The following is a 23,848-nucleotide window of genomic DNA, read 5'->3' as shown; positions in this document are numbered from 1 at the left end:
CGCCGAGGCTACCGCACGTGAGGGGCGGAGATCGGGGTTCGCAATCCTCCCACGATGCTCTACAATAACGAACACTGTTCATTATTTCTGCGGGGGCACAACGTCCGCGCTGGCAGCGGAGCCGAGGAGCGGAGCGGTATGGGTGTCACGGTGTTCATCGGCGGAACCGTCGTGGTGGAGGCGTCTCGCGACGGCCGGACGACGACGAGCGACGCCGTCGCCTTCTCGTCGGGGCGCGTCGTCGCGCTGGGCCGGGAGGCGTCCGCGCTCGCCGAAAGCGCAGAGGCGGAGGTCGTCGACCTCGACGGCGGCACGCTGATCCCCGGGCTCGGGGAGGGGCACGCCCATCCGGTGCTCGGCGGGCTCGAGGCGGCCGGTCCCCGGGTGCGCGAGGCGTCCGATCTCGCGGGCATCATCGCAGCGGTCGCCGAGTGGAAGCGCGACAATCCGGAGGCCGAATGGATCGTCGGCGCGAGCTACGACGCGACCTTCGCGCCCGGCGGGCGCTTCGACGCGCGATGGCTCGACGAGGTGACCGGCGACACCCCGACCGTCCTGCGCGCCTGGGACTACCACACCGCGTGGGCGAACTCGGCGGCGCTCGCCGCGGGAGGCATCACCGCGGCGACGCCGGATCCGGAACTGGGCCGCATCGTGCGCCGCGAGGACGGCAGCCCGCTCGGCACGCTGCAGGAGGCGGCGGCGAACGATTTCCTCGCCGGGGTGGCGCCGCCGTTCGCGCTCGACGCCCGCGTCGCGGCGATCGAGTCGGCCACCCGCGAGTACGCCGCCCAGGGCACGACCTGGGTGCAGGACGCCTGGGTCGACCCGGCGGATCTCGAGACCTATCGCGTGGCCGCCGCGACCGGGCGACTCCACACGCGCGTGAATCTGGCGCTGCGGGCGGATCCGGCCGGATGGCGCGATCAGGTCGCCGAGTTCACCGCGGTGCGTGATGAGATCCGGGGTCTGGGCCGCGAGCGGCTGAGCGCCGAGACGGTCAAGTTCTTCGTCGACGGGGTGATCGAGAACCATACGGCCGCGCTCACCGCGCCCTACGCCGACCGCCCGGACGACCGCGGTCTGCCGAACTGGACGCCCGAGGAGCTCTCCGCCGCCGCGATCTCCTTCGCCGCCGCGGGCTTCCAGCTGCACCTCCACGCGATCGGCGACGCCGCCAACCGGCTCGCGCTCGACGCGCTCGAGGCCGTGCGGGCGCAGGACGCCCCGGACGAGGTGCGACGCGGGCGCTCCGGCGCCGCGGATCGCGCCCACGTGATCGCGCACGTGGCGATGCTCGCGCCCGGAGACGCCGAGCGCTTCGCCCGGCTCGGGGCCATCGCGAACTTCGAGCCCTACTGGGCACAGTGCGACGCCGTGATGCGCGAGCTCACGATCCCGCACATCGGCCACGATCGCGAGGGCTGGCAGTACCTCATCGCCTCGGTGCTCGACGGCGGCGCGACCGTCAGCTTCGGCAGCGACTGGCCGGTGACCACGAAGGACTGGCGGCCCGCCTTCTCGACCGCCGTCCTGCGCCGCAGCCATCTCGACTCGGACGCGCCGGCCTGGCTGCCGCACGAGCGCATCACCGCCGGCGCCGCGCTCGCCGCCTACACCACCGGAATCGCCCGCCAGGCGCTCGCGCCCGACCGCGGCGCGCTCGCCGTCGGGATGGCGGCCGACGCCGCCTGGCTCTCGGCCGATCCGCTGCGCGTCGATCCCGCCTCGATCCCGGAGATCGAGGTGCTCGGCACCTGGCTCGCCGGCGAGCGGATCCATCCCCTTCCGCCGGCCGGGCTCGGCCGCTGACCCCCGCCTCCCCCTCCGCCCCACCATCCATTCGAAGGAGAATCGTGTCCGACCCCATCAACGGCGCCGCCGAACCGCCGAGGCTCAAGCGCGCGCTCGGCCTGACCGGCCTCACCCTCTTCGGCGTGACCTACATGACCGTGATCACGGTCTTCACCACCTACGGCATCGTCAACCAGGTCACCGACGGCCACCTGCCCGCCGCCTACATCGTCGCCGTGGTCACCATGCTCTTCACCGCGGCGAGCTACGCGGCGATGGTGCGCCGCTACCCGGTGGCGGGATCGGCGTACACCTACACCCAGCAGTCCTTCGGGGGCACGGCCGGCTTCCTCACCGGCTGGGTCATGCTGCTCGACTACCTCTTCATCCCGATGATCAACTTCATGCTCATCGGCATCTACCTGAACACGCAGTTCCCGGCGATCCCGGTGTGGGTGTTCACGCTCGTCGCGCTGCTGCTCGTGCTGCTCTTCAACGTGCTCGGGATCACGCTCGTGAACAAGGCGAACTTCGTGATCATCGGGCTCTCGGTGGTGCTGGTGATCGTCTTCGTCGTGCTGGCCTTCAAGCAGTATCTGGGCGGCGACCGCAGCGTCAGCCTGATCGAGCCCTTCACCTTCGGCGAGGGCGGCATCGGCGCGATCGCGTCGGGCGCCGCGATCCTCGCGCTCTCCTTCCTCGGCTTCGACGCCGTGTCGACGCTGTCCGAGGAGGCGAAGCAGCCGCGCCGCGACATCCCCCGCGCGATCATCCTCGCCACCCTCGTCGGCGGGTTCTTCTTCATCCTGGTCTCGTGGACGGGCGCTCTCGCCTTCTCCCCCGACTGGGCGACGCTCGACGACGCCCAGATCGAGGCGGCGGGCACGACCGTCATGGACAGCTTCGGCGCGAGCTGGTTCACGGCGCTCTTCGTCGCGATCTACGTGGCGGGCGCCTTCGGCTCGGGCATGACCGGCCAGGTCTCCGTCTCGCGCATCCTCTACGCGATGGGCCGCGACGGCATGCTGCCCAAGCCGCTCTCCCGGCTGCACCGCCGTTTCGGCACCCCCGTCGTCGCCGCGTGCATCGTGTCGGTCTTCGCGCTCTCGGCGCTGTTCCTCCCGCTCGACGTGGTGGCGTTCATGATCAGCTTCGGCGCGCTCGCGGCCTTCGCGATGGTGAACCTCTCCGTGATCCGCACCTATCTCTTCCCGAAGGGCGGGCGGCGCGAGCCGGCGACCGCCGGAAAGGTGATCCGCTACGGCGTCGTCCCCCTCATCGGCTTCGGGCTGACCTTCTGGCTCTGGACCTCGCTGCAGCCGCTGACCTGGCTGGTCGGCGCGATCTGGATCGTGGTCGGCCTGGTGATCATCGCGATCGTCACCGGCGGGTTCCGCCGCCCGGTGCCGAAGATGGACTTCTCCGAGGCCGAGCCGACGACCGAGCAGATCGACCAGCTCGGCGAGGAGTATCCGTTGGAGGGCGACCGCGCCTAGCGCCGCCCACCACGCGCTGACCCCGACTCCCGAGGTTTCGGGGACGCAAATGCCGGATATTCGGGCTCCGAAACCGTCATCTGCGTCCCCGTTTCCGAGGGGGGACGCGACGCGGAAGCAAGCGCTCGACGTCAGCGGAGGTGCTCGACGTCGGCGGCGGTGACGGTCAGCGCGCCGCCGGTCGGCAGGTCCACGATCAGCGCGCCGTCGTCGTCGAGGGCCCGGGCGCGCCCGTCCACGACGCGGGCGTCGGGCAGGTGGACGCGCACCTCCGTGCCGAGCGTCAGGGAGTGGCGCGTCACCGTGCGCCGCGCGGCGTCCGGGTCGGAGCGCGACAGCTCCACGATGCGCAGCAGTTCCCCGGCGACCCCCGACAGCACCCGATCGGCGAGCCCGCGCCCGGCGGGATCGGCGAGCGATTCGGCGCCGCCCACGTCGCCCCCGGCCGCGAGCACGGAGGTCGCGCGCTCGGAGGGCAGCTGCCACTCCGGGATGAGCAGGTTGACCCCCATGCCGACGACCACGGCCGTCTCGTCGCCCCCGGCAGGCACCGCCTCGCAGAGGATCCCGCAGAGCTTGAGACCCGGGCGCCCGTGCAGGGCGTCCTCCTCGTCGCGCACGTGCACGTCGTTCGGCCACTTCAGCCCGACGCGCCGGCCGGGCGGGAACAGCGGCTGCAGCGCTGCGGTCACCGCGGAGCCCGCGAGCAGCGGCAGCCAGCTGACGGGCAGCCCCCCGGTGCCGGCGTCCCGGATCAGGACGGAGATGGCGAGCGCCGTGTCGGGCGGCATCGTCCACCCCCGGTCCCGGCGGCCGCGTCCCGACGTCTGCTCGGCCGTCGCGACGAGGGCGCCGTGCGCAAGCCCGCCCTCCTCCCGCAGCAGGAGATCCCGCAGCGCGGCGTTCGTCGACCCGACCGAGTCGAGCCATTCGACTCTCGGCAGCGACGCGCGGGTTCTCGGGAGATCCATGGCCCCCATCCTGCCAGGCCTTACCCAGGCTCTCCCCCTGCCACCTTCAGGATGTGCTGGAAAAGTTTCCCAAGACATCTGATCTCAGCCGCTCGGCGGCCGGTTCGAAGGGGTGCGGCACGTGCGTTGGAACGCGTTTCTCGATGCCTATTCTCGCAGCGCCCCGCGCCGACGGGCCCGATTCACGGCATTCGCAGAGGTGCTCGCCCCATCGGACGACTACGCGACGCGCTGGGGCGAGCTGCTGTTCGACACGCTCTCGGGCCGTCCTCCCCGTCTGCAGGAGCTCGCCGCCCTCAGCCAGGAGTACTCGGCCTGGGTCAACGAGACGGTCGCGTTCATCGACGCCAATCTGGAGGAGGTCGAGGCGCTGATCCGGGATGACGAGAAGCTCGGCGGCCTCTTCATCGCCGAAGCGGGCTTCCACCGCCTCAACGGCCACGCCCAATGGTCGTGGGCCGCCCTGATCGACCTCGATCACACGCTGCACATGCACGACATGCTCACGACACGGACGCGTTTCCTGCTCGCCACCCAGGGATTGGCGATGTCGAACGGGCGCGAGCGGGCCGTGAAGGAGGACTTCTACTTCGACCGAGAACTCGACTCCCCGCGCGCCTGGGGCATCGGCAGGGGGACGGAGATCGACGCGTACATCGCGCTCCTGGACCTCAGCAGGCGCGATCCGGCGCTGGTCGTGCTCCCGGCGCCGCCGCAGTTCGAGCGGCTCGCCCACCGCAACAACGCCGACTTCATCGTCGTCGACACCCGAGCGCGCCGGGCGCGCGGGGTGCAGGTGAAGACCTCGGTCCGGGCGGAGCACCGCTCCGCCTACGATCCCGCTCGGGTGACGCTGATCGACGGGACCGCGGATCTGCACAACACCCGAGCGATGCGCACCAACCCGCTCAGCTCCGATCGGAAGGCCGTGGCCTGGCCGGGTCTCATATCGGCCCACTTCGTGCTCGAGCTCCCGATGAAGGCGTCGCACGGCTGGATGGATGAGCGGGAGATCGTGCGGTACAAGCTGGCGGCGCGGCACTTCGCCGGATCGGTGCCCTCGCGGAACCGACTGGCGTTCGCGACGATCGGCGAGCGCATCCTGCGCGATCTCCGCGCGGAGTCCGGTTGACGCCGGGGCCCGCAGATGGCGCGACCGGGACCGGCGTTGGAGGGTTCCACAGGCGAAACCCCCGACCCTTTGGCGATTACCTCCGATATCCGAGACCGCTCCCGCGCTAGGCTGGCAGGCGTGACTGCAGAGACAGCCGTGCCCGGGGCGACCGCGCCCCCGGCCGCACCCACGACCGCCGAGAAGATCACCGACCATCGGCGCAAGTACCAGGAAGCCGTCGGGGACCGCGATGCCGCCGCCGCCGCCAAGCAGCATCCCCGCGGGAAGATGACCGCCCGCGAGCGGATCGCAGGCCTGCTCGACCCGGGGTCCTTCGTCGAGTTCGACAAGTACGTGCGCCACCGCAGCCACGGCTTCGGCATGGAGGACAACCGCCCCTTCGGCGATGCCGTCGTGACGGGGGCGGGGACCGTCCACGGCCGTCAGGTCGTGGTCTACTCGCAGGACTTCACGACCTTCGGCGGCTCGCTCGGCGAGGTCGCCGGAGAGAAGATCGTCAAGGCGATGGAGTTCGCGCTCAAGACCGGGGCGCCCATCATCGGCATCCTCGACTCCGGGGGCGCCCGCATCCAGGAGGGTGTCGTCGCGCTGAGCAACTACGCCAGGATCTTCCGGCTGAACACGGCGAGCTCGGGCGTGATCCCCCAGATCTCCATCGTCATGGGCCCCTCGGCCGGGGGCGCCGTCTACTCGCCGGCGCTCACCGATTTCGTCATCATGGTCGACCGCACGAGCCACATGTTCGTGACCGGCCCGGACGTCATCAAGACGGTCACCGGCGAAGAGGTCGGCTTCGAGGAGCTCGGCGGTGCGCTGACGCACAACACCACCAGCGGCGTCTCCCACTATCTGGCCAACGACGAGCACGACGCGCTCGACTACGCGCGAGCGCTCATCAGCTTCCTGCCCGACAACAACCTGGCGGAGGCGCCGATCTACGACAGCGACACCGCGCTCGAGATCACCGACGCGGATCGCCGGCTGAACAGCATCGTGCCGGACAGCCCGAATCAGCCGTACGACATGCGCGTGGTGATCGAGACGATCCTCGACGCGGGCGACTTCCTCGAGGTGCAGCCCCTCTTCGCCCCCAATATCCTGATCGGCTTCGGCAGGGTCGAGGGTCGGACCGTCGGCATCATCGCCAATCAGCCCTCGCAGATGGCCGGCACGCTGAACATCGACGCCAGCGAGAAGGCCGCGCGCTTCGTGCGGTTCTGCGACGCCTTCTCGATCCCGATCCTCACGCTCGTGGACGTTCCCGGATACCTGCCCGGCACCGACCAGGAACTGCAGGGCGTGATCCGGCGCGGCGCGAAGCTGCTCTACGCCTACGCCGAGGCCACGGTGCCGCTCGTGACGATCATCACGCGCAAGGCCTACGGCGGCGCCTACATCGTGATGGGCTCCAAGCAGATGGGCGCGGACTTCAACATCGCCTGGCCCACCGCGGAGATCGCGGTCATGGGCGGCGCGGGGGCCGTCAACATCCTCTACCGCAAGGAGCTGAAGGCCGCCGCTGACGCGGGCGAGGACGTCGAGGCGCTGCGTGCGGACCTGACCGCCAGGTATCAGGCCGATGTGACGGGCCCGTTCCTCGCCGCGGAGCGGGGCGAGCTCGACAACGTGCTCGAGCCGGCGGGCACGCGGCTCGCGGTCGTGAAGGCGCTGCGGGGCCTGCGCGGCAAGCGGGTCGAGCAGTCGACGCGCAAGCACGGGAACATCCCGCTGTAGGCGGAGGACCGAGGAGCACCGTGGACGATCAGGCCCCCACCCCGAGCACCCCCATCTTCGACGCCCTCGCACAGCGCCGGGCGGACGCGCCGCTTCCCGCGAGTTCCGAGGATCCGCTGCCCCCGGACGCCGCGGAGCGCGACGCGGCGAGGCGGCAGCAGGCGAACCCCGTCGACGAGACCGTCTCGGAAGAGGGCTTCCGCTTCGTGACCGGAGGGGTCCGCGACCACGAGAAGGCCGCGGTGATCGCCGTCCTCAGCGCGGTGCGGGCGGAGGAGACCCAACGGGTGCGCCGCATCGAACGACGGGAGCACGAGCCCTGGGCGCGGTCCCAGCGCGTCCCCGAGGGCATCGGGGAGCTGCTCGCCGGAGAGTAGAGTATGCGGATGGCGGAATCGGCTGAAGCTGCGCGGCGCGAACTCGTCGAAGCGCTCGGCCGCGGCCTGGGATCCGGCTTCGCTCCGCCGCTCGAGCTGCCCTCGGACCGCGAGCTCCGCCGCTCCGCGGTGCTGATCCTCTTCGGGGTGCTGGATCGCGTCCCCGCGGATCGGCCGGCCGCAGCCGTCGCCGGGGAGCTCGATGTGCTGCTCACGCGGCGCGCGAGCGGGTTGCGCACGCACGCGGGGGAGATCGCGTTCCCCGGCGGCGGGGTGGAGGCGGGCGACGCGGATCGGGCGGCGACCGCGCTGCGCGAAGCCCAGGAGGAGACCGGGCTCGATCCGGGCGGGGTCGACGTGCTCGGCTCACTGCCCGTGGCCAGGATCCCCGTGAGCAACAATCTCGTCACCCCGGTGCTGGGATGGTGGCGCCGGCCGAGCGAGGTCGACGCGGATCACCGCGAGTCGGTCGAGGTGTTCCGCGTGCCGGTGGCCGAGCTGCTCGACCCCGCGGCACGGGGCACGGCGACGCTGCGGCGGGGGCGGCTGACGCACCGGAGCCCCGCTTTCCGGCTCGGGCCCCGGTTCGGCGGTCACATCGTGTGGGGATTCACCGGGATCCTCCTCTCCGGCATCTTCGACGGCCTCGGCTGGGCGGTGCCGTGGGACGGCGATCGGACCTTCGAGCTCGAGGCGCGGGACGCGCTCTAGCGCCCGAGCGCGCGGAGGGCGAGCCAGGCCGCGGCGCGGTCATCGGCCCGGTCCATCGACAGACCGGTGAGGGTCTCCGCTCGCCGGAGTCGCGCGACGAGGGTCTGGCGATGGATGCCGAGCTGCGCGGCGCTCCGCCGATGCGCGCCGTGCTCCGAGAGGAAGACCCGCAGGGTCTCGGTGAGCGCTCCGTGCTCGCCGGAGGGCTCGCGCAGCCCGTCGAGCGCTCCGGCGAGGTGCCCGACCGCCTCGCCGGAGAGGCCGTCGAGCACCAGTCCGACGGTGGGGAGCTCGGCGTAGCGCACCACGGGGCGCCGATCCTCGAGCGCCGCGTCGAGCGCCTGCCGGGCCTGCACCGCGCTGCGGCGGAGCCCGTCGACGGGGGCGGGCAGGCCGAGGCCGAGCCGCACCGCACCGCCGGTGAGCGGCGTGGGCGCCGTCACCCGTTCCGACAGGTCGTCGACGAGCGCCTCGGGGACGAAGCCCTGGGTCAGTCCCGAGGTGCTCACGAACAGGTGCTCGGAGCCGAGCTCGTCGAGCCAGCGCTTGATCAGCCGGTCCAGGTCGACGGTGCGCGTGCGCGTGCCGAGCGCGAAGGCGGTGAGGCTGCCCTCGCGGATCTCCCATCGCGCGAGCAGGTCGACGGCCGGGGGTCCCCCGGCGAGCAGGATCTCGAGCAGCGCCTCCCGGCCCAACCGCTCGGTGATCGACGGATCCCTGGTCTGGAGCAGGAGGTCGAAGAGCGCGGCGGCCTGCGATCCGAGATCCCGGATCCGGCTGGTCGCGCTCGAGCGGGAGGCGATCACCAGATAGCCGGAACGGTCCCGGTCCGATCCCACCTGGTGGGTCTGCAGCCCGTGATGCCGCACGCGCACCGGTCGCCCGAGCGCGACCGCCACGGCGTCCTCGATGTGGAGGCGCCCCGCCCCGGCGCTCGTGATCAGATGCCCGTCGGCGTCGAGCAGCACCGCCCAGCCGCCGATGCGGTGGGCCAGCTCGGCGATCACGGCGGGGGCGCCGCCGCGGCGGGCCACCTGGGTGAGCACCTGGGTGCCCGCCGTCACGAGCCGGTCCGCCGCGGCCTGGTCGTTCGCCAGCAGCGCCGCGATCTCGGCGTGGAGGCCGGATGCTCCCGCCCCGACGCCGAGGATCGCGGTCATGCCGTGCCGTTCCAGAAGGCCGCGCAGGCCGATGCTGTCGGCCCGGCTGACGAAGACCGCGCGCTGCATGAGCTCGCCCTCGCCGCTGCCGCGGTCCTCGCGGAGGCGGCGCCCGAGCTCGTCGACCGTTCCGGTGACGAGCGTCGTGAACTCGGGGTTGCCCGCCACCACGTAGTCCTGGATCTTCGCGAGTCCGTCGACGGGCGTGAGCGCGGGGATCCGCTGCTCGACGACGTGGCCCCCGACGGCGCGGACGACGGCTTTGAGATCGAGCGTCATGACTGAATTGTACCGTTCGTCGATCAAGCATGTTCAAAACCTTCATTTGGCACAGTGACAATCGTGCGCCGATCTCCGTAACATCTCCACAGTCGCCCGCACGCGCATCCGGTCGTGCCGCACGTCATCAACGAGGAGATGGATCGCAAGATGAAAGCCGTCGTGTTCCGAAACCCCCAGACCCGGGTCGCCATCGCCGATGTGGCGCTCGCCGCACCGAAAGCCGGCGAGGTCCGGGTGAAGATCGCGGCGGCGGGAGTCTGCCACTCCGATCTGCACGTCAAGCGCGGGGAATGGGACGCTCCGGCGCCGATGATCATGGGGCACGAGGGCTCGGGCGTGGTCGTGGAGCTGGGCGAGGGCGTCACCTCGCTCGCGGTCGGGGATCACGTCGTGCTGAGCTGGGTGCCGCCCTGCGGCGAGTGCCGCTACTGCCTCCAGGGCCACGAGGCCCGCTGCCAGAAGGTGGCGACCGTGGTGGCTCCCCGGGGCGTGCTCTTCGACGGCACCTCGCGCCTCAGCCTGCCCTCCGGGGGCGGGAGCATCGAGAACGGCGACCCCGGGAGCGCCGCCGAGCCGCTGCACCACTACCTCGGCGTGTCGTCCTTCGCCGAGGAGGTCGTCGTGCCCGCCTCGGGCGCGATCAAGGTCCGGGACGACGCCCCGCTCGACGTCATCGCCGTCGTCGGCTGCGCGGTGGCCACGGGCGTCGGCGCGGTCATGAACACCGCGGCGGTCGAGCCCGGCTCCACGGTGGCCGTCATCGGCTGCGGCGGCGTGGGGCTCAACGTGGTGCAGGGTGCCAAGCTGGCCGGAGCCGAGCGGATCGTCGCCATCGACATCGTCCCCGAGAAGACGCGCATGGCGCTGCAGTTCGGCGCCACCGAGCGCATCGACGCGTCGCAGGGCGACGGCTCCGGCAAGGACGCCGTGGAGCAGCTGTTCGACCTGCTGCCCGACGGCGTGGACTACGCCTTCGACGCGATCGGCCGCACCAGCACCACCGAGCAGGCGATCCGGATGCTCGGCCTCGGCGGAGCCGCCGTGATCGTCGGCCTGCCGCCCACCGGGGCGCGCGCCTCGTTCGAGCCCCTCGTGCTGGCGGAGGCCGACCAGCGGATCCTCGGGTCGAACTACGGCTCGGTCCGCCCGTCCATCGACATCCCCGCCCTGGTCGACCGCTACATGGACGGTCAGCTCAAGCTCGACTCCCTCATCTCGGGCCGGCGCCCGCTCGACGAGGCCGCCGAGGCGCTCGACGCCCTTGAGGCCGGCGGCGTGCTCCGCACCCTGCTGATCCCCTGACCCCGCACGCAACCCACCGCACTCACTCAAAGGAGAGACCACCATGTCCGACACGATCCCCAGAAAGACGGATGCCGGCCTGCGCGAAGGCGTGATGTCCGGCCCCGAGCTCGCCGCGCAGGCCATCGCGAGCATCGCGCCGAGCGCCGTGATCGCGTTCACCGCCGCCGCGATCTTCCTCGGCGCGGGCAACGGCACGATGCTGGCGTTCGTCCTCGCCACCATCGTCATCCTCTGCGTCGGCTACATCGTGTCGGTCTTCGCGCGGAAGCACGCCTCGGCGGGCTCGCTCTACACCTACGTCGCGCAGGGCCTCGGCCCGACGGGCGCGTTCGCCGCGGGCGTCGCGCTGCTGATCGGCTCCTGGGGCATCGCCGCCGGCTCCCTCGGCGGCGCCGTCTCCTACGCGTCGGATCTGCTCCAGATCTTCGGCGTCGACGCGACCGGCACCGTCTGGCTGATCGTCCTCACGATCGTGATCGGCGGGCTCGCGACCTTCTTCACCATCAAGGGCATCCGCATCTCGGCGCGCGTGTCGCTCGTGCTCGAGCTCGTCTCGGTGGCCATCATCATCATCATCCTGCTGATCTCTGCGCTCGCCTGGCTCGGACCCGACGCCTGGGATCCCGCGCAGTTCTCCTTCGAGGGGGTGCCCTTCCAGGGGGTCGCCGCCGGCATGGTGCTCGGCATCCTCGGCTTCGTCGGCTTCTCCTCGGCGGACGCGCTGGGCCGGGAGGCGCGGAACCCGCACACGGCCATCCCCCGCGCGATCATGTGGAGCGCGGTGACGGTCGGCGTGCTCTACGTGTTCGCCGCCTACACGCAGATCGCCGTGCTCGGCGACGAACTGGGCGAGGTGGCCAGCCCGCTGCAGGCGATCAACGACCGGATCGGCATGCCGGTGTGGTTCGCCCCCGTGCTCGTCTTCGGCGTCGCCGCTTCGTTCTTCGCCGTGGTCGTCGCGCCCCTCAACGTGGTCGGCCGCATCATCTACGTGATGGGCAAGGAGGGCATCGCGCCCGAGAGCTTCGGCCGCACCCACGAGACCCTGCTCACGCCGCACCGCGTGCTGCTGGTCGCTGGTCCGGCGGCGATCGTGCTCGACATCATCCTGCTGCTCCTCGGCACCCACCCGATGGACATCGTGGTCTGGGTCGACACCTACGGCACCTACGGCTACATGGTCGCCTACTCCCTGGTCGCCGTGGCCGGCATCATCTACACGAGGCGGGTCGGCATGAAGAACACCCTGGTGTGGGTGTGCGCCGTGATCGCCGTCGTCGCGATGGCCTGGGTCTTCTTCGCCAACGTGTGGCCGGTCCCGGCCTTCCCGCTGAATGTGATCCCCTACCTCTTCGTCGCGACGATGCTGGCGGCGTTCGCCCGCTTCTGGTGGATCAAGGCCAAGCGCCCCGAGGTGCTCGATCGCGTGGGCAAGACCCATATCGAGGAGCTGACCGGCATCGGGTAGCCGCCGGTCGCTCCCCGCGGTCGCGCCGACGTGACGCTCTGTTACGTCGACGCGGCCGCGGAACATCGCGAATGATACCCGCAGGAGTATCATGAGGGCACTCGTCACCGAGAGGAGCCCCCATGAGCACCGGAAGCGTCAGCGGCGCCGACGCGGCATCCGCGAACGGCACCGACGCGGAGGCGGAGGCGCTCGAGCGCGCCGAGGCCAAGCGCAAGATCGTCAACCGCCTGCGCCGCGCCCACGGGCAGCTCGCCGCGGTGATCACCGCAGTGGAGTCGGACGCCCATTGCCGCGATGTCGTGCAGCAGCTCAGCGCGGTGTCGAAGGCGCTCGACCGCGCGGGGTTCCTCGTCGTCTCGACCGCGCTCAAGGACTGCCTGACGGCGCCCGAGGGCGAGGGCGAACTCGACCCCCAGGAGCTCGAGAAGCTCTTCCTCTCCCTCGCCTGACGGCCGACTCGGGGAACCCTCCCCCGGCATCGCGCGCTTCCGGAAGAAGAGCGTGTAGCGTGTGGAGGATATGGCGGGAGGAAGCGGCATGACGGACAGCGGTCGCCGAGAGCTGCACCGGCGCGTGCGGGACTGGATCGCGATCGATCCCGACCCGGAGACCCGCGCCGAGGCGGAGTCGCTGCTCGCAGCCGCCGAGGACGGCGACGCCGGAGCCTCCGAGCGGTTGCGCGACGCGTTCGACGGCCGGCTGTCCTTCGGCACGGCGGGCCTGCGGGCCCGCCTCGGCGCGGGTCCGCGCCGGATGAACCGGGTCGTGGTCGCGCAGACCAGCGCGGGGATCGCCGCGTTCCTCCGAGCTCGCCCGCGAACGGGCGGCACCGTGGTCGTCGGACACGACGCGCGGGTGAACAGCGAGGTCTTCGCGCGCGACGCGGCCGAGATCCTGAGCGGCGCCGGACTCGACGTCACGCTCGTCTCCGGGCCCGTGCCGACGCCGATCCTCGCCTTCGCCGTGCGGCATCTCGACGCCGCGGCCGGCGTGATGATCACCGCGAGCCACAACCCGCCCCGCGACAACGGCTACAAGGTGTTCCTCGGCGGACCCGACGCGGGCGCGCAGGTGATCCCCCCCGTCGACCGGGAGATCGCCGACCAGGTCGAGCGGGCCGCCGCGCTGCCGTTCGCCGCGCTGCCGCGGTCCGACTCCTACGCCCGGACGGACGAGTCGCTGCGCAACGCCTACGTCGCGGCGACGGCGCGCTCGATGCTCGCGGCGCCGCAGCCGGCCGGGTCGGACCCCGCGAGCACCTCCGACGGCTCAGGCGCTGCGGGCGAGCCGTTGCGGATCGCCTACACGGCGCTGCACGGGGTGGGCGCCGGCATCGCGGAACGGCTCTTCGCCGCGGTCGGCCTGCCCGCGTTCACGTCGGTGCCCGAGCAGCACCGCCCGGACGGCCGGTTCCCCACCGTCGACTATCCGAACCCCGAGGAACCGGGTTCGCTCGACCTCGCCTACCGCACGGCTCGCGAGATCGGCGCCGAGCTGGTCATCGCCAACGACCCGGACGCCGATCGCCTCGCCGTGGCGGTGCCCGACGCCGGAGCGCCGGGCGGCTATCGCCGGCTGACCGGCAACGAGCTCGGCCTCCTGCTCGGCTGGCGGGCGGCGGAGCGCGAGCGCTCGCGGGCGCTGCGCACCGGGGAGGACCCAGCGGGCACGCTCGCCTGCACCATCGTCTCCTCGCCGTCGCTGCGGGCGGTCGCCGCCGACTACGGTCTCGACTATGCGGAGACCCTGCCCGGGTCGAAGTGGCTCTCGCGCGTGCCCGGGCTGATCTTCGGATACGAGGAGGCGCTGGGATACCTGACCCAGCCGGCGGTCCTGCGCGACAAGGACGGCATCGCCGCCGCCGCCGAGGCGGCGGCGATGGCGCGCGAGAGCGGTTCGCTGCAGGGGCTGCTCGACGAGGCCGGCGAACGGTTCGGGCACTTCGCCAGCTCGCAGGTCGTGATCCGCTTCGATTCCGAGCGGGAGGCGGAGCGGATCGTCGAGCGGGTGCGACTCGATCCTCCCGCCGCCTTCGACGGGGTCCGGGTGACCGGGGTGCGGGACTTCTCGGAGCGCGGCCTCGCGCCCGAGCCCGCGAACGTGCTGGCCTACGATCTCGAGAACGGATCGCGGGTGATGCTGAGGCCCAGCGGCACCGAGCCCAAGCTGAAGGTCTACCTCGACGTCTTCGGAGACCGCGGCACCGCGACCGAGCGGCGCCGGGCCGCGGCAGGCGCGCTGCTCCCCCTCGAGCGCGCGCTGCGCGCCTACCTCGAGGGGCTGCGATCATGATCCGCTGGACGCTCGACCGTGCCGCCGACCGCTTCGCCCGGCCCGACGCGAGTTCGGACAAGTACCGGCGGGGCGTGCTGGGGCTGCGCACCGGATCCGCGGCCTATCCCGGGGCCGCGGTGCTGACCGCCGAGGCCGCCTGGCGCACGGGGATCGGCCTCGTGCGCTATGCGCCCCAGCTCGACGACGATCCGCCCGCGCTCGGCCTGCCGTCCCCCGCGGCCGCGGTGCTCGCGGCCAGGCCGGAGACGGTGTTCCCGCCGCGACCGGCCGGCGATGGCTCCGGCGACGCCTGGTCGACCGATGCTGCCGACGCCTGGCTCGTCGGCAGCGGCACGGACCCGGCGCGGCGCAGCTTCGCCGAGCGCGAGGCGGTCCTCCGTCTCCTCGCCTCCCCCGCACCGGTCGTGCTCGACGCCGGTGCGCTCGGCCTCGCCCTCGACGCACCGGCCTCCGCCCCGTCGGTGCTCACCCCGCACCGCGGCGAGTTCCTCTCCCTGTGGCGCGCGTCGGGGCTCGGCGTCCGACCGTCCGGCTGGGCGGAGGATCGGGAGCGGCTCCCCGCGGAGACCGCGCTCGCCGACGCGGCGCTCGCGCTGGCCGAGCGGCTCGGACGGTCGGTGCTCCTGAAGGGCTCGCTGAGCATCGCCGCGACCCCCGGCGGGTTCTGCGCGGTGTCCGGACCTGCGACGCCCTGGCTCGCGACGGCGGGGACGGGCGACGTGCTGGCCGGCCTGCTCGGCGCGCTCGTCGCCACGCACGCCGAGCAGGTGCGGGCGGATCCCGAGCTGCTGGGACCGCTGGCGGCCAGCGCGGCGGTGCTGCACGACGCCGCTGCCGGGCGCGCGGGCGCCCCGATCACCGCCCTCGACCTCGCCCGGGCGATCCCGGGCGCGGTCTCAGAGATGATCGGGACGAATCCGGGCGCGCAGCCGGCCTGAACGTCAGCCCGCGGCGAGGATCTCGTCCTCGAGGCGCCGGTAGCTCGTCTCCATCCCGTCGACCATGCCGGTCGCGAGGATCATCTCGCGCGTGTCGGTGTCGGGGTAGGTGATGAGGAGGCTCAGCAGGGTGCCGCCCTCGACGGGGGTGAGGGTGAGCTCGTTCCTGGTGCTCGGGCTCTGGGCGCCGTCCGGATCGTCGGGCGTCACCATCGCTTCGGTCGTCACGGCGCGATGCGGGGCCGAGACCTCGAGGAGTTCGCCGGTGAACCCGAAGCGCTGCCCGCCGTCGGCGTCGACCCATTCGTTGCGGTAGCGCTGGCCGGGCACGGTCGCGACCTCGCAGACGGGCATCGTCCATCCGTCGGGTCCGAGCTGCCAGCGCCGCAGCAGTTCCGCGTCGTGGTGCGCCCTCCAGACCTGCTCGACCGAGCCGCGGATGATGCGCGAGGCGCGCGCCTGATTCGCACCGATCAGCTGCAGCTCGGTGCCGCGCCCGGCCGCGAACGAGGCGAGATCCTCGACCACGGCATCGATCTGCTGCATGGCGGCCTGCAGGCCCTCCTCCATGCCCATGGCTCTCAGCTGTTCGAGCTCCTCGAGGGAGGTGAAATAGGTGGTCGTGGTGAGGCGCGAGCCGAGGGCCGTCTCCGCGAAGTCGAAGACCATGCGCATCGACGGCAGCTCGGTGCTGGGCTTCCCCGTCTCGTCCGCGAAACCGTCGCGCACCTCGAAGGAGTTCGGCGCGTCGACCGAGATCCACTCCCAGTATCCGCAGCTCTTGTCGCCCTCCGGCCCGGTCATCTGATAGTCGGTGCGGCCGCCGGGGTACCCGTCGTGCCGGAGGAACGTCGAGGGGTACTGGGGCGGTCCCCAGAATCTCTCGATCTGCCGCGGATCGAGATAGGCGTCCCAGAGCCTGCGCACGGGAACGGTGAAATCGGCGATCACGGTGAGCGTGAGCGATTCGGGGTCGGTGACCACTGAGGTGACGGGCATGGGCTGGCCTTTCGGGGATTCGTGCGTCGATCTTCTGACTTCGTCGGCATCGGATGGTGGACGGGGCGTTGCGGGTGCGCTCAGCCGGGGGGCGACTCCTCGGCGAGGAGAGCGTCGAGCCGATCGATGCGTCCCCGCCAGAGCTGCTCGAAGTGGCCCAGGAGCTCCTGCGCCCGGCGTATGGTCTCGGGCCTGCCCCGGATGATGCGCTCCCTCCCCCGCGGAATCTTGGCGACGAGTTCCGCGGCCTCGAGCACGGTGACGTGCTTCTGCACCGCCGCGAAGGACATGTCGTATGCGCGCGCCAGCTCGGAGACGGAGGACTCGGCCAGTAGCGTGCGGCGCACGATGTCCCGGCGCGTCGCGTCGGCGAGCGCCCGGAACATCCGGTCCACCTCGGCGTCTGAGAGCGTTTCTGTAACCATTTGGTTGTATGTTACGTCGCGTCCACGTCCGCGTCAAGCATTGCGGCGATCCCCGCGCACGCCCGAGGGCCCCGGCTCACCCCGGGGCCCTCGGTGCGCTCGGCTCGAACCGTCGGGTCAGCGCTCGGCAGTGCGACGGCGGCGCAGGAGCAGGACGCCCGCCCCCGCCCCGAGCAGGATCATCGCGGCGACGGCGATCCAGGCGACCTGCGCGCCGGTCACGGGCAGCCCGTCCCGGTCCCCGTCGGTGCCGTCGATCTCACCGCGGTCGCTGATCACCGGATCGCTCGGGTCCTCGGGGTCCGTCGGCCGCTCCGGCTCCTCCGGCGGCGGCGGCCCGTCGAAGACGTTGGAGACCAGCACGTGGGATCCCTCGCCGGCGACGACGATGCCGTCGCGGGTGGCGCCCTCGGTCTCCTCGCCCGACACCGTGATCGTGGTCGACAGCGCGGCCCCGGTATCGGTCTCGGTCAGCGTGCAGGCCGCGCCCTCGGGCAGCCCGGTCTCCCGGTGCTGCTCCCCGGCCTCGAGCGAGAAGGTGCGCCGCACCTCGCTTCCGCTGCCCGACACCGTGCAGACCAGCTCGAACGCGAACGACCGCTCGAGCTGCTCGTCGCTCAGGTCGTGCTCGTTGCCGCTGATCGACGACTTCTCGACGATCAGCTCGCCGAGCGTGTAGGTGTTCGCCAGGTTCAGCAGCGCGGCCTCGCCGTCTCCGTGCTCGCGGATCTTGATCGTCGCGGAGAGCCCGTCGCTCGCCGGGGTCACGCCGGGACCGGAGGCGATGGAGCGGCCGGTCTCGCCGTGGGCGCCCACCGCGCCCGATTCGCGGGCGGAGCAGTCCGCGCCGATCGGGATGCCGGTCACCGCGACCGATCCGCCGTTCGGCACCTCGAGCTCTGCTCGGTCGCCCAGGTCGAGGGGCACCCGCTCAGGGTCGGCGACGCCGCTCGGCACGGTGCACTCCAGCTCGACCGCGAAGGAATCGGGCGCGTGCTCGGCGCCGTCCCCGAGCACCGTCTTCGAGATCTCGAGCGACCCCGTCTGCACGGTCACCCCGGCGCGCTGCGGAGCGGCCGGCAGATTGACGCGGTTGCCGAGCGTGTCCCAGCCGATCACGCCGTTCTGATTCCACGCGAACTGACGGTCCTCGAACTGAGCGAGGCTCGGCTCGAGCCCGTGCGCGCCCGTGCCCAGGACCCGGTTGACGGTCTCGAACTCCACGACCACGCTGCCCGCTGGCTGCAGGGGTTCGCTCGACAGGTCGACGTCGATGCGAAGCCCCGCGATGTCCTGCACATCGCCGGTGTAGTCGCTCAGCGGCGTCCAGACGTTGCCCGGATTGGTCGCGCTGTCGGAGCACTCGGGATCCGCCACCCACAGCGACTCGCCGGGCACCGGACCGACGCAGGCGGTCGGGTTCGTCGTGACGTCGATCGTGTATTCGGCGCCGGCCGGGAGACCGGAGACCCGGATCGCTCCCGGATCGACGAGCACCGGCTGGAAGGTCGAGCCTCGCGACGCGCCTCCGGCCAGCATCTTGTCGCCCGGCTGCGGGAGCAGATCGACGATCACCAGGCGCGAGAGCGCGTTGGTGCCCGAGTTGATGTGCTCCAGCTTCCAGGAGTCCGTCGCCCCGACGGCCGTGTACGAGGCGCAGGGGTTGCGGGTGTAGTCGGAGCCGATGGGGCGGTAGTTGCCCGGCGCGCACGCCTCGCCCGTGCGGACGTCCATCGCGCCGCTGACGAGATCCTCCCCGAGCGTGTCGACGACCTCGCCGTTCACGGTCTTCACCGCGCCGACGACGGTGCCCGAGCGGGGCTGCACGAAGTTGGTGTTGCCGCACTCGTCGGCCGCCGCGGGAACGCTCGGGTGCTGCCCGAAGTTCGTCGGCTGGGTGCAGCTCGCCAGCGGCACCCCGGTGGCGACGGTCACCTCGTTCGTCGCGCGCTGCCCGGTCGGCAGGGGCTGCAGGATCAGGCCGAGTCCGATCGTCATGGTCTCGCCCGGGTGCATCCGCGACCCCGCCGGCCACTCGAACACGAGGCTGCGCCCGTCCGGGGCGAGCGTCACCCCGACGTCGGCCGGGTCGTCGCTCAGCCCGGTCGCTCCGTCCGAGCCCGGGGCGCTCTCGAACGTCGGCGCCTCGCCGTCCCAGCTCAGCGACTCGGGCAGAGCATCGGTCACCGCCGTGATCGGCAGGTAGCCGGTCCCGGTGTTCGTGAACACGAGACGCCAGGGCTGGCTCGTGAGCGGGGTCACCTGGTGCGTTCCGGTGTCGTTCGGCGCGCGCTTGATCACCTCGATGCGGTGGGTGCCGGGCGAGAAGTCCACGTCTGCCTCCGCGGTCGTCGAGGCACGGCCGTACTGCTCGTTGTTGGCGATGACGGAGGCCACGTTCTCCTCCTCGTCGCCGCTCCAGTCGACCGCGGCGCCGCTGCGCAGCTCGACGGTGAACGGCAGCGTCGCGGTGCCCCAGGAGGCGTTCCAGGAAGTCGCGCCCTGTGGGAAGAGGCCGCCGTCGGCGCGGTCGAACACGACTCCCGCGCCCCTGATCTCGGCGAGATCACCGTCGTAGCCGTCGAAGTCGATCCAGTCGCCGCCGACCTTGATCTTGAGCGTCGCCCGGTCCGCGCCGGTCGGACGGCCCGGTTCGCCGAAGGAGACGAAGGCGAAGCGCTCCCAGAAGGAGGCCGTGTCGTCCTGGATGCTCAGGTCGTTGAGCGGCGCGGTCGAACCGGCAGGATCGGCCGTCAGCGTCACGCTCACGGGATCCTCGGGCGCGGCCTCGTAGACCGTCCCGTCGCTCGAGTCGCCGTGGTCCACCTCGATCGACTTGTCGAGATCGACGAGCACCCGCGCCTGCCTGAGCGAGACGTTCGCCTCGTCGGTGTCGGTGGGCTGATTCGCCGGCGCCACCACCGCGTCCCAACCGCGCGCGAGCGCCTCGTTCGGCACGTTCACGACGCTGTCGAGGCCGCCGCCCCGCACGGGGTCGCCGCTCAGCCGCTCGGTCGCTCGCAACCGGACGTCGAGGTGCACCGTGAGATCGTCGCCCACGGCGATGCGGTTGCCGTTCGTCTCGGGGTCGGCGCTCGAGAACGTCACGGCGATACCGATGACGTCGCCGAGCAGGGCGTCGGCGTCTCCGTCGATCACCTCCTGCAGCGTGAACACCCGGGTGGTGCCCGCGGCCGTGCCATCGTGGAGCCACAGCTCCACCGCGCTGTCGGCGGTGTCGATGTAGCCGGGCAGCGCCCCGAAGGCGATACCGGTCAGGTCGAAGACGTCGAAGTGGTTGCCCTCGCTGCCCGCGACCTCGGTGGCGAAGTCGCGGCCGGCGAAGGGGCTGGTGTGGATGTCGAACGCCGGCGCCGGGGTCAGCTGATGGGTGGACGTGTCGGTCACCCGGATCTTGCCGAGCTTCATGGCGCCGCGCGAGCCGTCCGGCGCCGTCGATACGTTCCGGGCGGTCAGGGTGTAGCGGGCCCGCGGGAAGTCCTCCTGAGCGAGCTCGCCGGGATTCGGCACGACGAGGCCGATGCCGTCGGCGAGCGCGCCGTCCGGCGACTGCCGCACCTGCTTGCTGAGGCCCACGTTCGTCACGCCGTCGATCAGCTGGATCGTGTCGTTCGACGTGCTCGTCGCCGGGGCTCCGGTCTCGGGGATCGCGGTGAGCCCGAAGACGTTGTCGATGCAGCCGTCGTCCGCGCCGCAGTTGAAGGCCGTGCCGTTCTCCTTCACCCATTTCAGCGATCCGTCGGCGGCGCGAGCGGTCTCGCGCAGCTGCCAGTCGAGACGGTACGAGCGGATCTGCGCGGAGGCCGAGACGCCGCTGCCGGCGGCCGGCGCGGTCAGATCCCCGGCGTCCTCGGCGGCCTGTCGCGCGGCGGTGTTCTCCTCGAGCACGAGACGCACGCCGAGGGTGCTGCCGCGCTCAGCCCCGCTCAGGGCGTATCCCGTGAAGCCGTTCGCATCCATCCAGCTGCCGCCGGGAGCGGCCACGGTGCGCCACTCCTCGCCGTCCCACAGCTGCACCGCCGTGACGACGTCCCAGCGCAGCGAGGGGTCGACCGTGCCGGAGGTCGGCACCCCGTCGAACCGGATCGGCCTGATGTGGGTGAGGTCGAAGGCCTCGAACACCGTGCCCGCGCCCGTGGCCGTCGGCGCGGCCGGATCCTGCAGTCTCACCTGCTCGTAGCCGTTCTCGGTCAGCGCCCAGGACTGGGTGGTCCAGGTGGTCGCGCTCGACTGCGAGGTGAGCGTGTCGTGAGCCCAGTCCTTGGCGGTCCAGACGCCGCCCGGCCCGGGGCCGGTGCCGCCTCCGGTCCCGCGCACGCCGACGTTGACCTCGTCCCGGTCCCGGCCCGTCACGACGCGGCCGTCGAGGTGTCCGGTGGCCTCCGCCGTGGCGACGTTCTCGTAGAGCTCCGGCGCGTCGAAGGCGCCCGCGGTCGGGCTCCCGTCGCTGCGCAGGGCGCCGCGGGCGGTGAACGAGATGTTCGGCTTCACGTAGGTCGCCTGGGAGAGTCCATCCGGATTGCTGTAGACGAAGCGGAGCCCGGTCGCGCCCGACGGCACCGCCACCGGGGTGTTCTCGTCCGGATTCGTCACGAGGAGATGCCAGTCGCCGGCGGCGTCCCGGTACCGGATCGCGAGATCGGCCTGGGTGGCCGGGCTGCCGCTGCCCACCGGGCGGGTGATCGGCGGCAGGATCTCGCGGGCGTCGAAGGCGTCCCAGAAGGTGCCGTCGCCGCTCAGGGCGTCCTCGACCACGATCTCGGTCGGCTTCGTCCGGCCGCCGACGGTCTGCGCCGAGGCGTCGAGCTGGACCACGACGGTCTGGCCCGCCAGCACCGTGCTGGGCCCGACCCGCTTGTCGATCGTCACGTCGATCCGGGGCGACACGAGGGAGAGATCGGCGTGCGCCGAGGCCGTGTCGTCGGGGAGGCCGTCGCGCGCGCCGACCACGTCGATGACGTTGCGGAACGGGCCGGCGGTCGCGCCGGGCGCGACGAAGGCGTCGTCGGCGCTGGTGGCCAGCCGGTACCTGATCTCGCTGTAGGCGCCCGGCTCGATCGAACCGGCGAAGGCGATCTCGAACCCGGTGACGCCCGCGGGCGCGGTCGGGAGCGCGGCCCCGGCGCTCAGGTCGACGGTCGTCGGCCCGCCCGGGTGGTCCCAGCGCAGTTCGGCGCTCGTGGCGCCGGCGGGCCAGACCGTCGCGGCGTCGTCGAAGCCGTCGAAGCGGAGGTGATCGCCGAAGTACTCGGCGTGCGAACCCGCGCCGGGCTCGCGGATCACGAGGCGGTCGAGCGTCGTGCTGCGCGGCGCGGTCTCGTTGATCGCACGGAGGACGACCCCGACCGTGTCTCCCGCGGTCACGCCCGTCAGGTTGGTGGTCTCCGAGCCGCTCGGCAGCGTGCGGAAGCGCTTCTGAGCCGAGACGTCGATCTGCTCCGGCGCGACCGCGAACGGGGCGTCCGTCTCCTTCGACACGGGATCATGGCCCGGCACCTCGACGGTGGCCCTGACGTCGTTCACGAGGTCGTAGCCCTCGGAGACCGCGGCACCGGTGCCGCGGTGGGTCGAGCGCTGCTCGACCGTGAAGCCCTGGGAGACGGAGGTGCCGGGCGGGATCGCTCCGGCGTAGGCGATCCGGACGCCGCCGATCTCGCTGTTCGGGATGCTCGCGTTCCAGCTCGTCCAGTTCCATGCGCCCCCGCTCAGGCGATAGACCTCGACCGTCGCCGAGTCGGCTCCCGTCGGCAGATCGGCGGCCGGGTCGGCGGGCGCGGTGAAGCCGGCGAAGTCGACGTGGGTGAACGGGTTGTCCGCGGACAGCGAGGTCGCCCCGTCGGGGGCGCTCGCCGGGTCCTGCAGGCGGAGCACCGCGGCGTCGACGTTCGAGGTCTGCCTCGCGCCGATCGTGACCGTGGAGCTGCGACCCGGCTCGTAGCTCTGACCGGCGGGGGTCCAGCTCTTCCGGGGCTCCACATCGACCGCGATGGGATTGTCGACCGAGATGACGGCGCTGTCGGAACGGCTGAGATCCTGCGCGCCGGCCTTCGCCGAGAAGGTCGCCGTGTTGGTGAGATCGCGGCGCAGCAGCGGATCGTCGGGCGACAGATCCTCCGGCACCGTGAGCGTGTACTCGAGCTCGCCCGTGTGTGTGGTGGGCATGCCGAGGCCCGAGGCGTTGCCGGCACCGGCCTGCACCGGGCGCTCGACGCCGACGGTGATCGTGCGCTCTGCGGCGCTCGCACCGATCGTTCCCTCGACCGGGCCGGAGGGCGCGTCGCCCGCGGCGATACCAGGCAGATCCAGGACGACCCCCGAGGCGGAGCCGCCGACGAGCGCCGTGAGTCCGGTGATCCGCCATCCGGCGAACTCGGCGGGCAGCTCGTCGACCACGCGCACCGGCGCGTCGGCGTCCTCGTCGTTGACGCGGAACTCGATCTTGTAGGTCACCGAATCGCCGGGTCGGAGATCCCGCTCGGCCTTCTTGCCGTTGACGGTCTTCACGAGGAGGAGCGAGGCTCCCTCCATCGCGGCGGCCGGCAGCACGCCGCCCGTCGCCGAGGCGGTGCCGAACAGCAGCAGGGCCAGCACGCTCGCCAGCCAGCCGCGGCCTCCGCCGCGCAGGCGCCGTCCGGCTCTCGAAGTCTTCGCACTCAACGGTCTCATCTCCGGTTCCTCTCCTTCGGATGCGGTTCTCCTGGATCTGCGCATCAGACCCGGCCCCCGCACTGGGG

16 protein-coding genes are annotated in these 23,848 nt (G+C 72.0%); 11 read left to right on the top strand and 5 right to left on the bottom strand.

What is annotated here, in order from left to right; all coding sequences use genetic code 11:
* Nucleotides 1-138 precede the first annotated feature (138 nt).
* Complete coding sequence (locus J4H92_RS07010) at nt 139-1,812, top strand: amidohydrolase (RefSeq protein WP_208097463.1); 1,674 nt, start codon at nt 139-141, stop codon at nt 1,810-1,812.
* Nucleotides 1,813-1,856: 44 nt separating this feature from the next.
* Entirely contained in the window at nt 1,857-3,290 is a 1,434-nt protein-coding gene (locus J4H92_RS07005; RefSeq protein ID WP_341783027.1) for an APC family permease, read from the top strand.
* Nucleotides 3,291-3,421: 131 nt separating this feature from the next.
* Here the strand turns inward: J4H92_RS07005 and J4H92_RS07000 are convergent, their stop codons facing one another.
* Complete coding sequence (locus J4H92_RS07000; RefSeq protein ID WP_208097462.1) at nt 3,422-4,261, bottom strand: biotin--[acetyl-CoA-carboxylase] ligase; 840 nt, start codon at nt 4,259-4,261, stop codon at nt 3,422-3,424.
* A 121-nt stretch (nt 4,262-4,382) separates the two neighbouring features.
* Between J4H92_RS07000 and J4H92_RS06995 the strand changes: the two genes are divergently transcribed.
* From J4H92_RS06995 to J4H92_RS06980, 4 genes are all read left to right on the top strand, one after another.
* Nucleotides 4,383-5,393, top strand: coding sequence for a hypothetical protein (locus J4H92_RS06995; RefSeq protein ID WP_208097461.1), 1,011 nt, complete (start codon nt 4,383-4,385; stop codon nt 5,391-5,393).
* A 120-nt stretch (nt 5,394-5,513) separates the two neighbouring features.
* Nucleotides 5,514-7,130 (top strand): acyl-CoA carboxylase subunit beta, encoded by a 1,617-nt coding sequence (locus tag J4H92_RS06990; protein ID WP_341783026.1) that lies wholly within the window; start codon nt 5,514-5,516, stop codon nt 7,128-7,130.
* Nucleotides 7,131-7,150: 20 nt separating this feature from the next.
* Nucleotides 7,151-7,507: a hypothetical protein gene (locus tag J4H92_RS06985; RefSeq protein ID WP_341783025.1), complete on the top strand. Its 357-nt coding sequence runs from the start codon at nt 7,151-7,153 to the stop codon at nt 7,505-7,507.
* Nucleotides 7,508-7,516: 9 nt separating this feature from the next.
* Nucleotides 7,517-8,218: an NUDIX hydrolase gene (locus J4H92_RS06980; protein WP_208097460.1), complete on the top strand. Its 702-nt coding sequence runs from the start codon at nt 7,517-7,519 to the stop codon at nt 8,216-8,218.
* On the opposite strand, the gene J4H92_RS06975 is transcribed toward J4H92_RS06980, so the two are convergent.
* Nucleotides 8,215-9,657 (bottom strand): PucR family transcriptional regulator, encoded by a 1,443-nt coding sequence (locus J4H92_RS06975; protein ID WP_208097459.1) that lies wholly within the window; start codon nt 9,655-9,657, stop codon nt 8,215-8,217. The genes J4H92_RS06980 and J4H92_RS06975 overlap by 4 nt on opposite strands.
* A 150-nt stretch (nt 9,658-9,807) precedes the next feature.
* On the opposite strand from J4H92_RS06975, the gene J4H92_RS06970 reads away from it, so the two are divergent.
* The 5 genes from J4H92_RS06970 (at nt 9,808) to J4H92_RS06950 (ending at nt 15,669) form a co-directional block, all read left to right on the top strand.
* Nucleotides 9,808-10,962: an alcohol dehydrogenase catalytic domain-containing protein gene (locus J4H92_RS06970; RefSeq protein ID WP_208097561.1), complete on the top strand. Its 1,155-nt coding sequence runs from the start codon at nt 9,808-9,810 to the stop codon at nt 10,960-10,962.
* A gap of 43 nt (nt 10,963-11,005) precedes the next feature.
* Entirely contained in the window at nt 11,006-12,433 is a 1,428-nt protein-coding gene (locus tag J4H92_RS06965) for an APC family permease (RefSeq protein ID WP_243752090.1), read from the top strand.
* A gap of 122 nt (nt 12,434-12,555) precedes the next feature.
* Nucleotides 12,556-12,885 carry a metal-sensitive transcriptional regulator gene (locus tag J4H92_RS06960; protein ID WP_208097458.1) on the top strand — a complete coding sequence of 110 codons (330 nt, stop codon included), beginning with the start codon at nt 12,556-12,558 and terminating at the stop codon, nt 12,883-12,885.
* An 88-nt stretch (nt 12,886-12,973) separates the two neighbouring features.
* Nucleotides 12,974-14,728 (top strand): phospho-sugar mutase, encoded by a 1,755-nt coding sequence (locus tag J4H92_RS06955; RefSeq protein ID WP_208097457.1) that lies wholly within the window; start codon nt 12,974-12,976, stop codon nt 14,726-14,728.
* Nucleotides 14,725-15,669, top strand: coding sequence for an ADP-dependent NAD(P)H-hydrate dehydratase (locus J4H92_RS06950; RefSeq protein ID WP_208097456.1), 945 nt, complete (start codon nt 14,725-14,727; stop codon nt 15,667-15,669). The genes J4H92_RS06955 and J4H92_RS06950 overlap by 4 nt, the downstream gene beginning before the upstream one ends.
* 3 nt (nt 15,670-15,672) lie before the next feature.
* Here the strand turns inward: J4H92_RS06950 and J4H92_RS06945 are convergent, their stop codons facing one another.
* The 3 genes from J4H92_RS06945 to J4H92_RS06935 form a co-directional block, all read right to left on the bottom strand.
* Nucleotides 15,673-16,668, bottom strand: coding sequence for an SRPBCC family protein (locus J4H92_RS06945; RefSeq protein WP_208097455.1), 996 nt, complete (start codon nt 16,666-16,668; stop codon nt 15,673-15,675).
* Between the two features lie 80 nt (nt 16,669-16,748).
* Complete coding sequence (locus J4H92_RS06940; RefSeq protein WP_208097454.1) at nt 16,749-17,093, bottom strand: ArsR/SmtB family transcription factor; 345 nt, start codon at nt 17,091-17,093, stop codon at nt 16,749-16,751.
* A 117-nt stretch (nt 17,094-17,210) separates the two neighbouring features.
* Nucleotides 17,211-23,771, bottom strand: a complete 6,561-nt coding sequence (locus J4H92_RS06935; RefSeq protein WP_208097453.1) for a DUF5979 domain-containing protein — start codon at nt 23,769-23,771, stop codon at nt 17,211-17,213.
* Nucleotides 23,772-23,848 lie beyond the last annotated feature (77 nt).

The sequence above is a fragment of the Leucobacter weissii genome, from assembly GCF_017565745.1.
In the GTDB taxonomy this organism is placed as follows: domain Bacteria; phylum Actinomycetota; class Actinomycetes; order Actinomycetales; family Microbacteriaceae; genus Leucobacter; species Leucobacter weissii.
Note: the sequence above shows the minus strand (reverse complement) of the source record. Positions and strands in the feature narration are given on the sequence as shown.

Coding starts and splice junctions, on each gene's coding strand:
- J4H92_RS06940 (WP_208097454.1), bottom strand. CDS start 17,093: ATGGTTACAGAAACGCTCTCAGACGCCGAGGTGGACCGGATGTTCCGG.
- J4H92_RS07000 (WP_208097462.1), bottom strand. CDS start 4,261: ATGGATCTCCCGAGAACCCGCGCGTCGCTGCCGAGAGTCGAATGGCTC.
- J4H92_RS06960 (WP_208097458.1), top strand. CDS start 12,556: ATGAGCACCGGAAGCGTCAGCGGCGCCGACGCGGCATCCGCGAACGGC.
- J4H92_RS06945 (WP_208097455.1), bottom strand. CDS start 16,668: ATGCCCGTCACCTCAGTGGTCACCGACCCCGAATCGCTCACGCTCACC.
- J4H92_RS06980 (WP_208097460.1), top strand. CDS start 7,517: ATGGCGGAATCGGCTGAAGCTGCGCGGCGCGAACTCGTCGAAGCGCTC.
- J4H92_RS06970 (WP_208097561.1), top strand. CDS start 9,808: ATGAAAGCCGTCGTGTTCCGAAACCCCCAGACCCGGGTCGCCATCGCC.
- J4H92_RS06955 (WP_208097457.1), top strand. CDS start 12,974: ATGACGGACAGCGGTCGCCGAGAGCTGCACCGGCGCGTGCGGGACTGG.
- J4H92_RS06975 (WP_208097459.1), bottom strand. CDS start 9,657: ATGACGCTCGATCTCAAAGCCGTCGTCCGCGCCGTCGGGGGCCACGTC.
- J4H92_RS07010 (WP_208097463.1), top strand. CDS start 139: ATGGGTGTCACGGTGTTCATCGGCGGAACCGTCGTGGTGGAGGCGTCT.
- J4H92_RS06965 (WP_243752090.1), top strand. CDS start 11,006: ATGTCCGACACGATCCCCAGAAAGACGGATGCCGGCCTGCGCGAAGGC.
- J4H92_RS06950 (WP_208097456.1), top strand. CDS start 14,725: ATGATCCGCTGGACGCTCGACCGTGCCGCCGACCGCTTCGCCCGGCCC.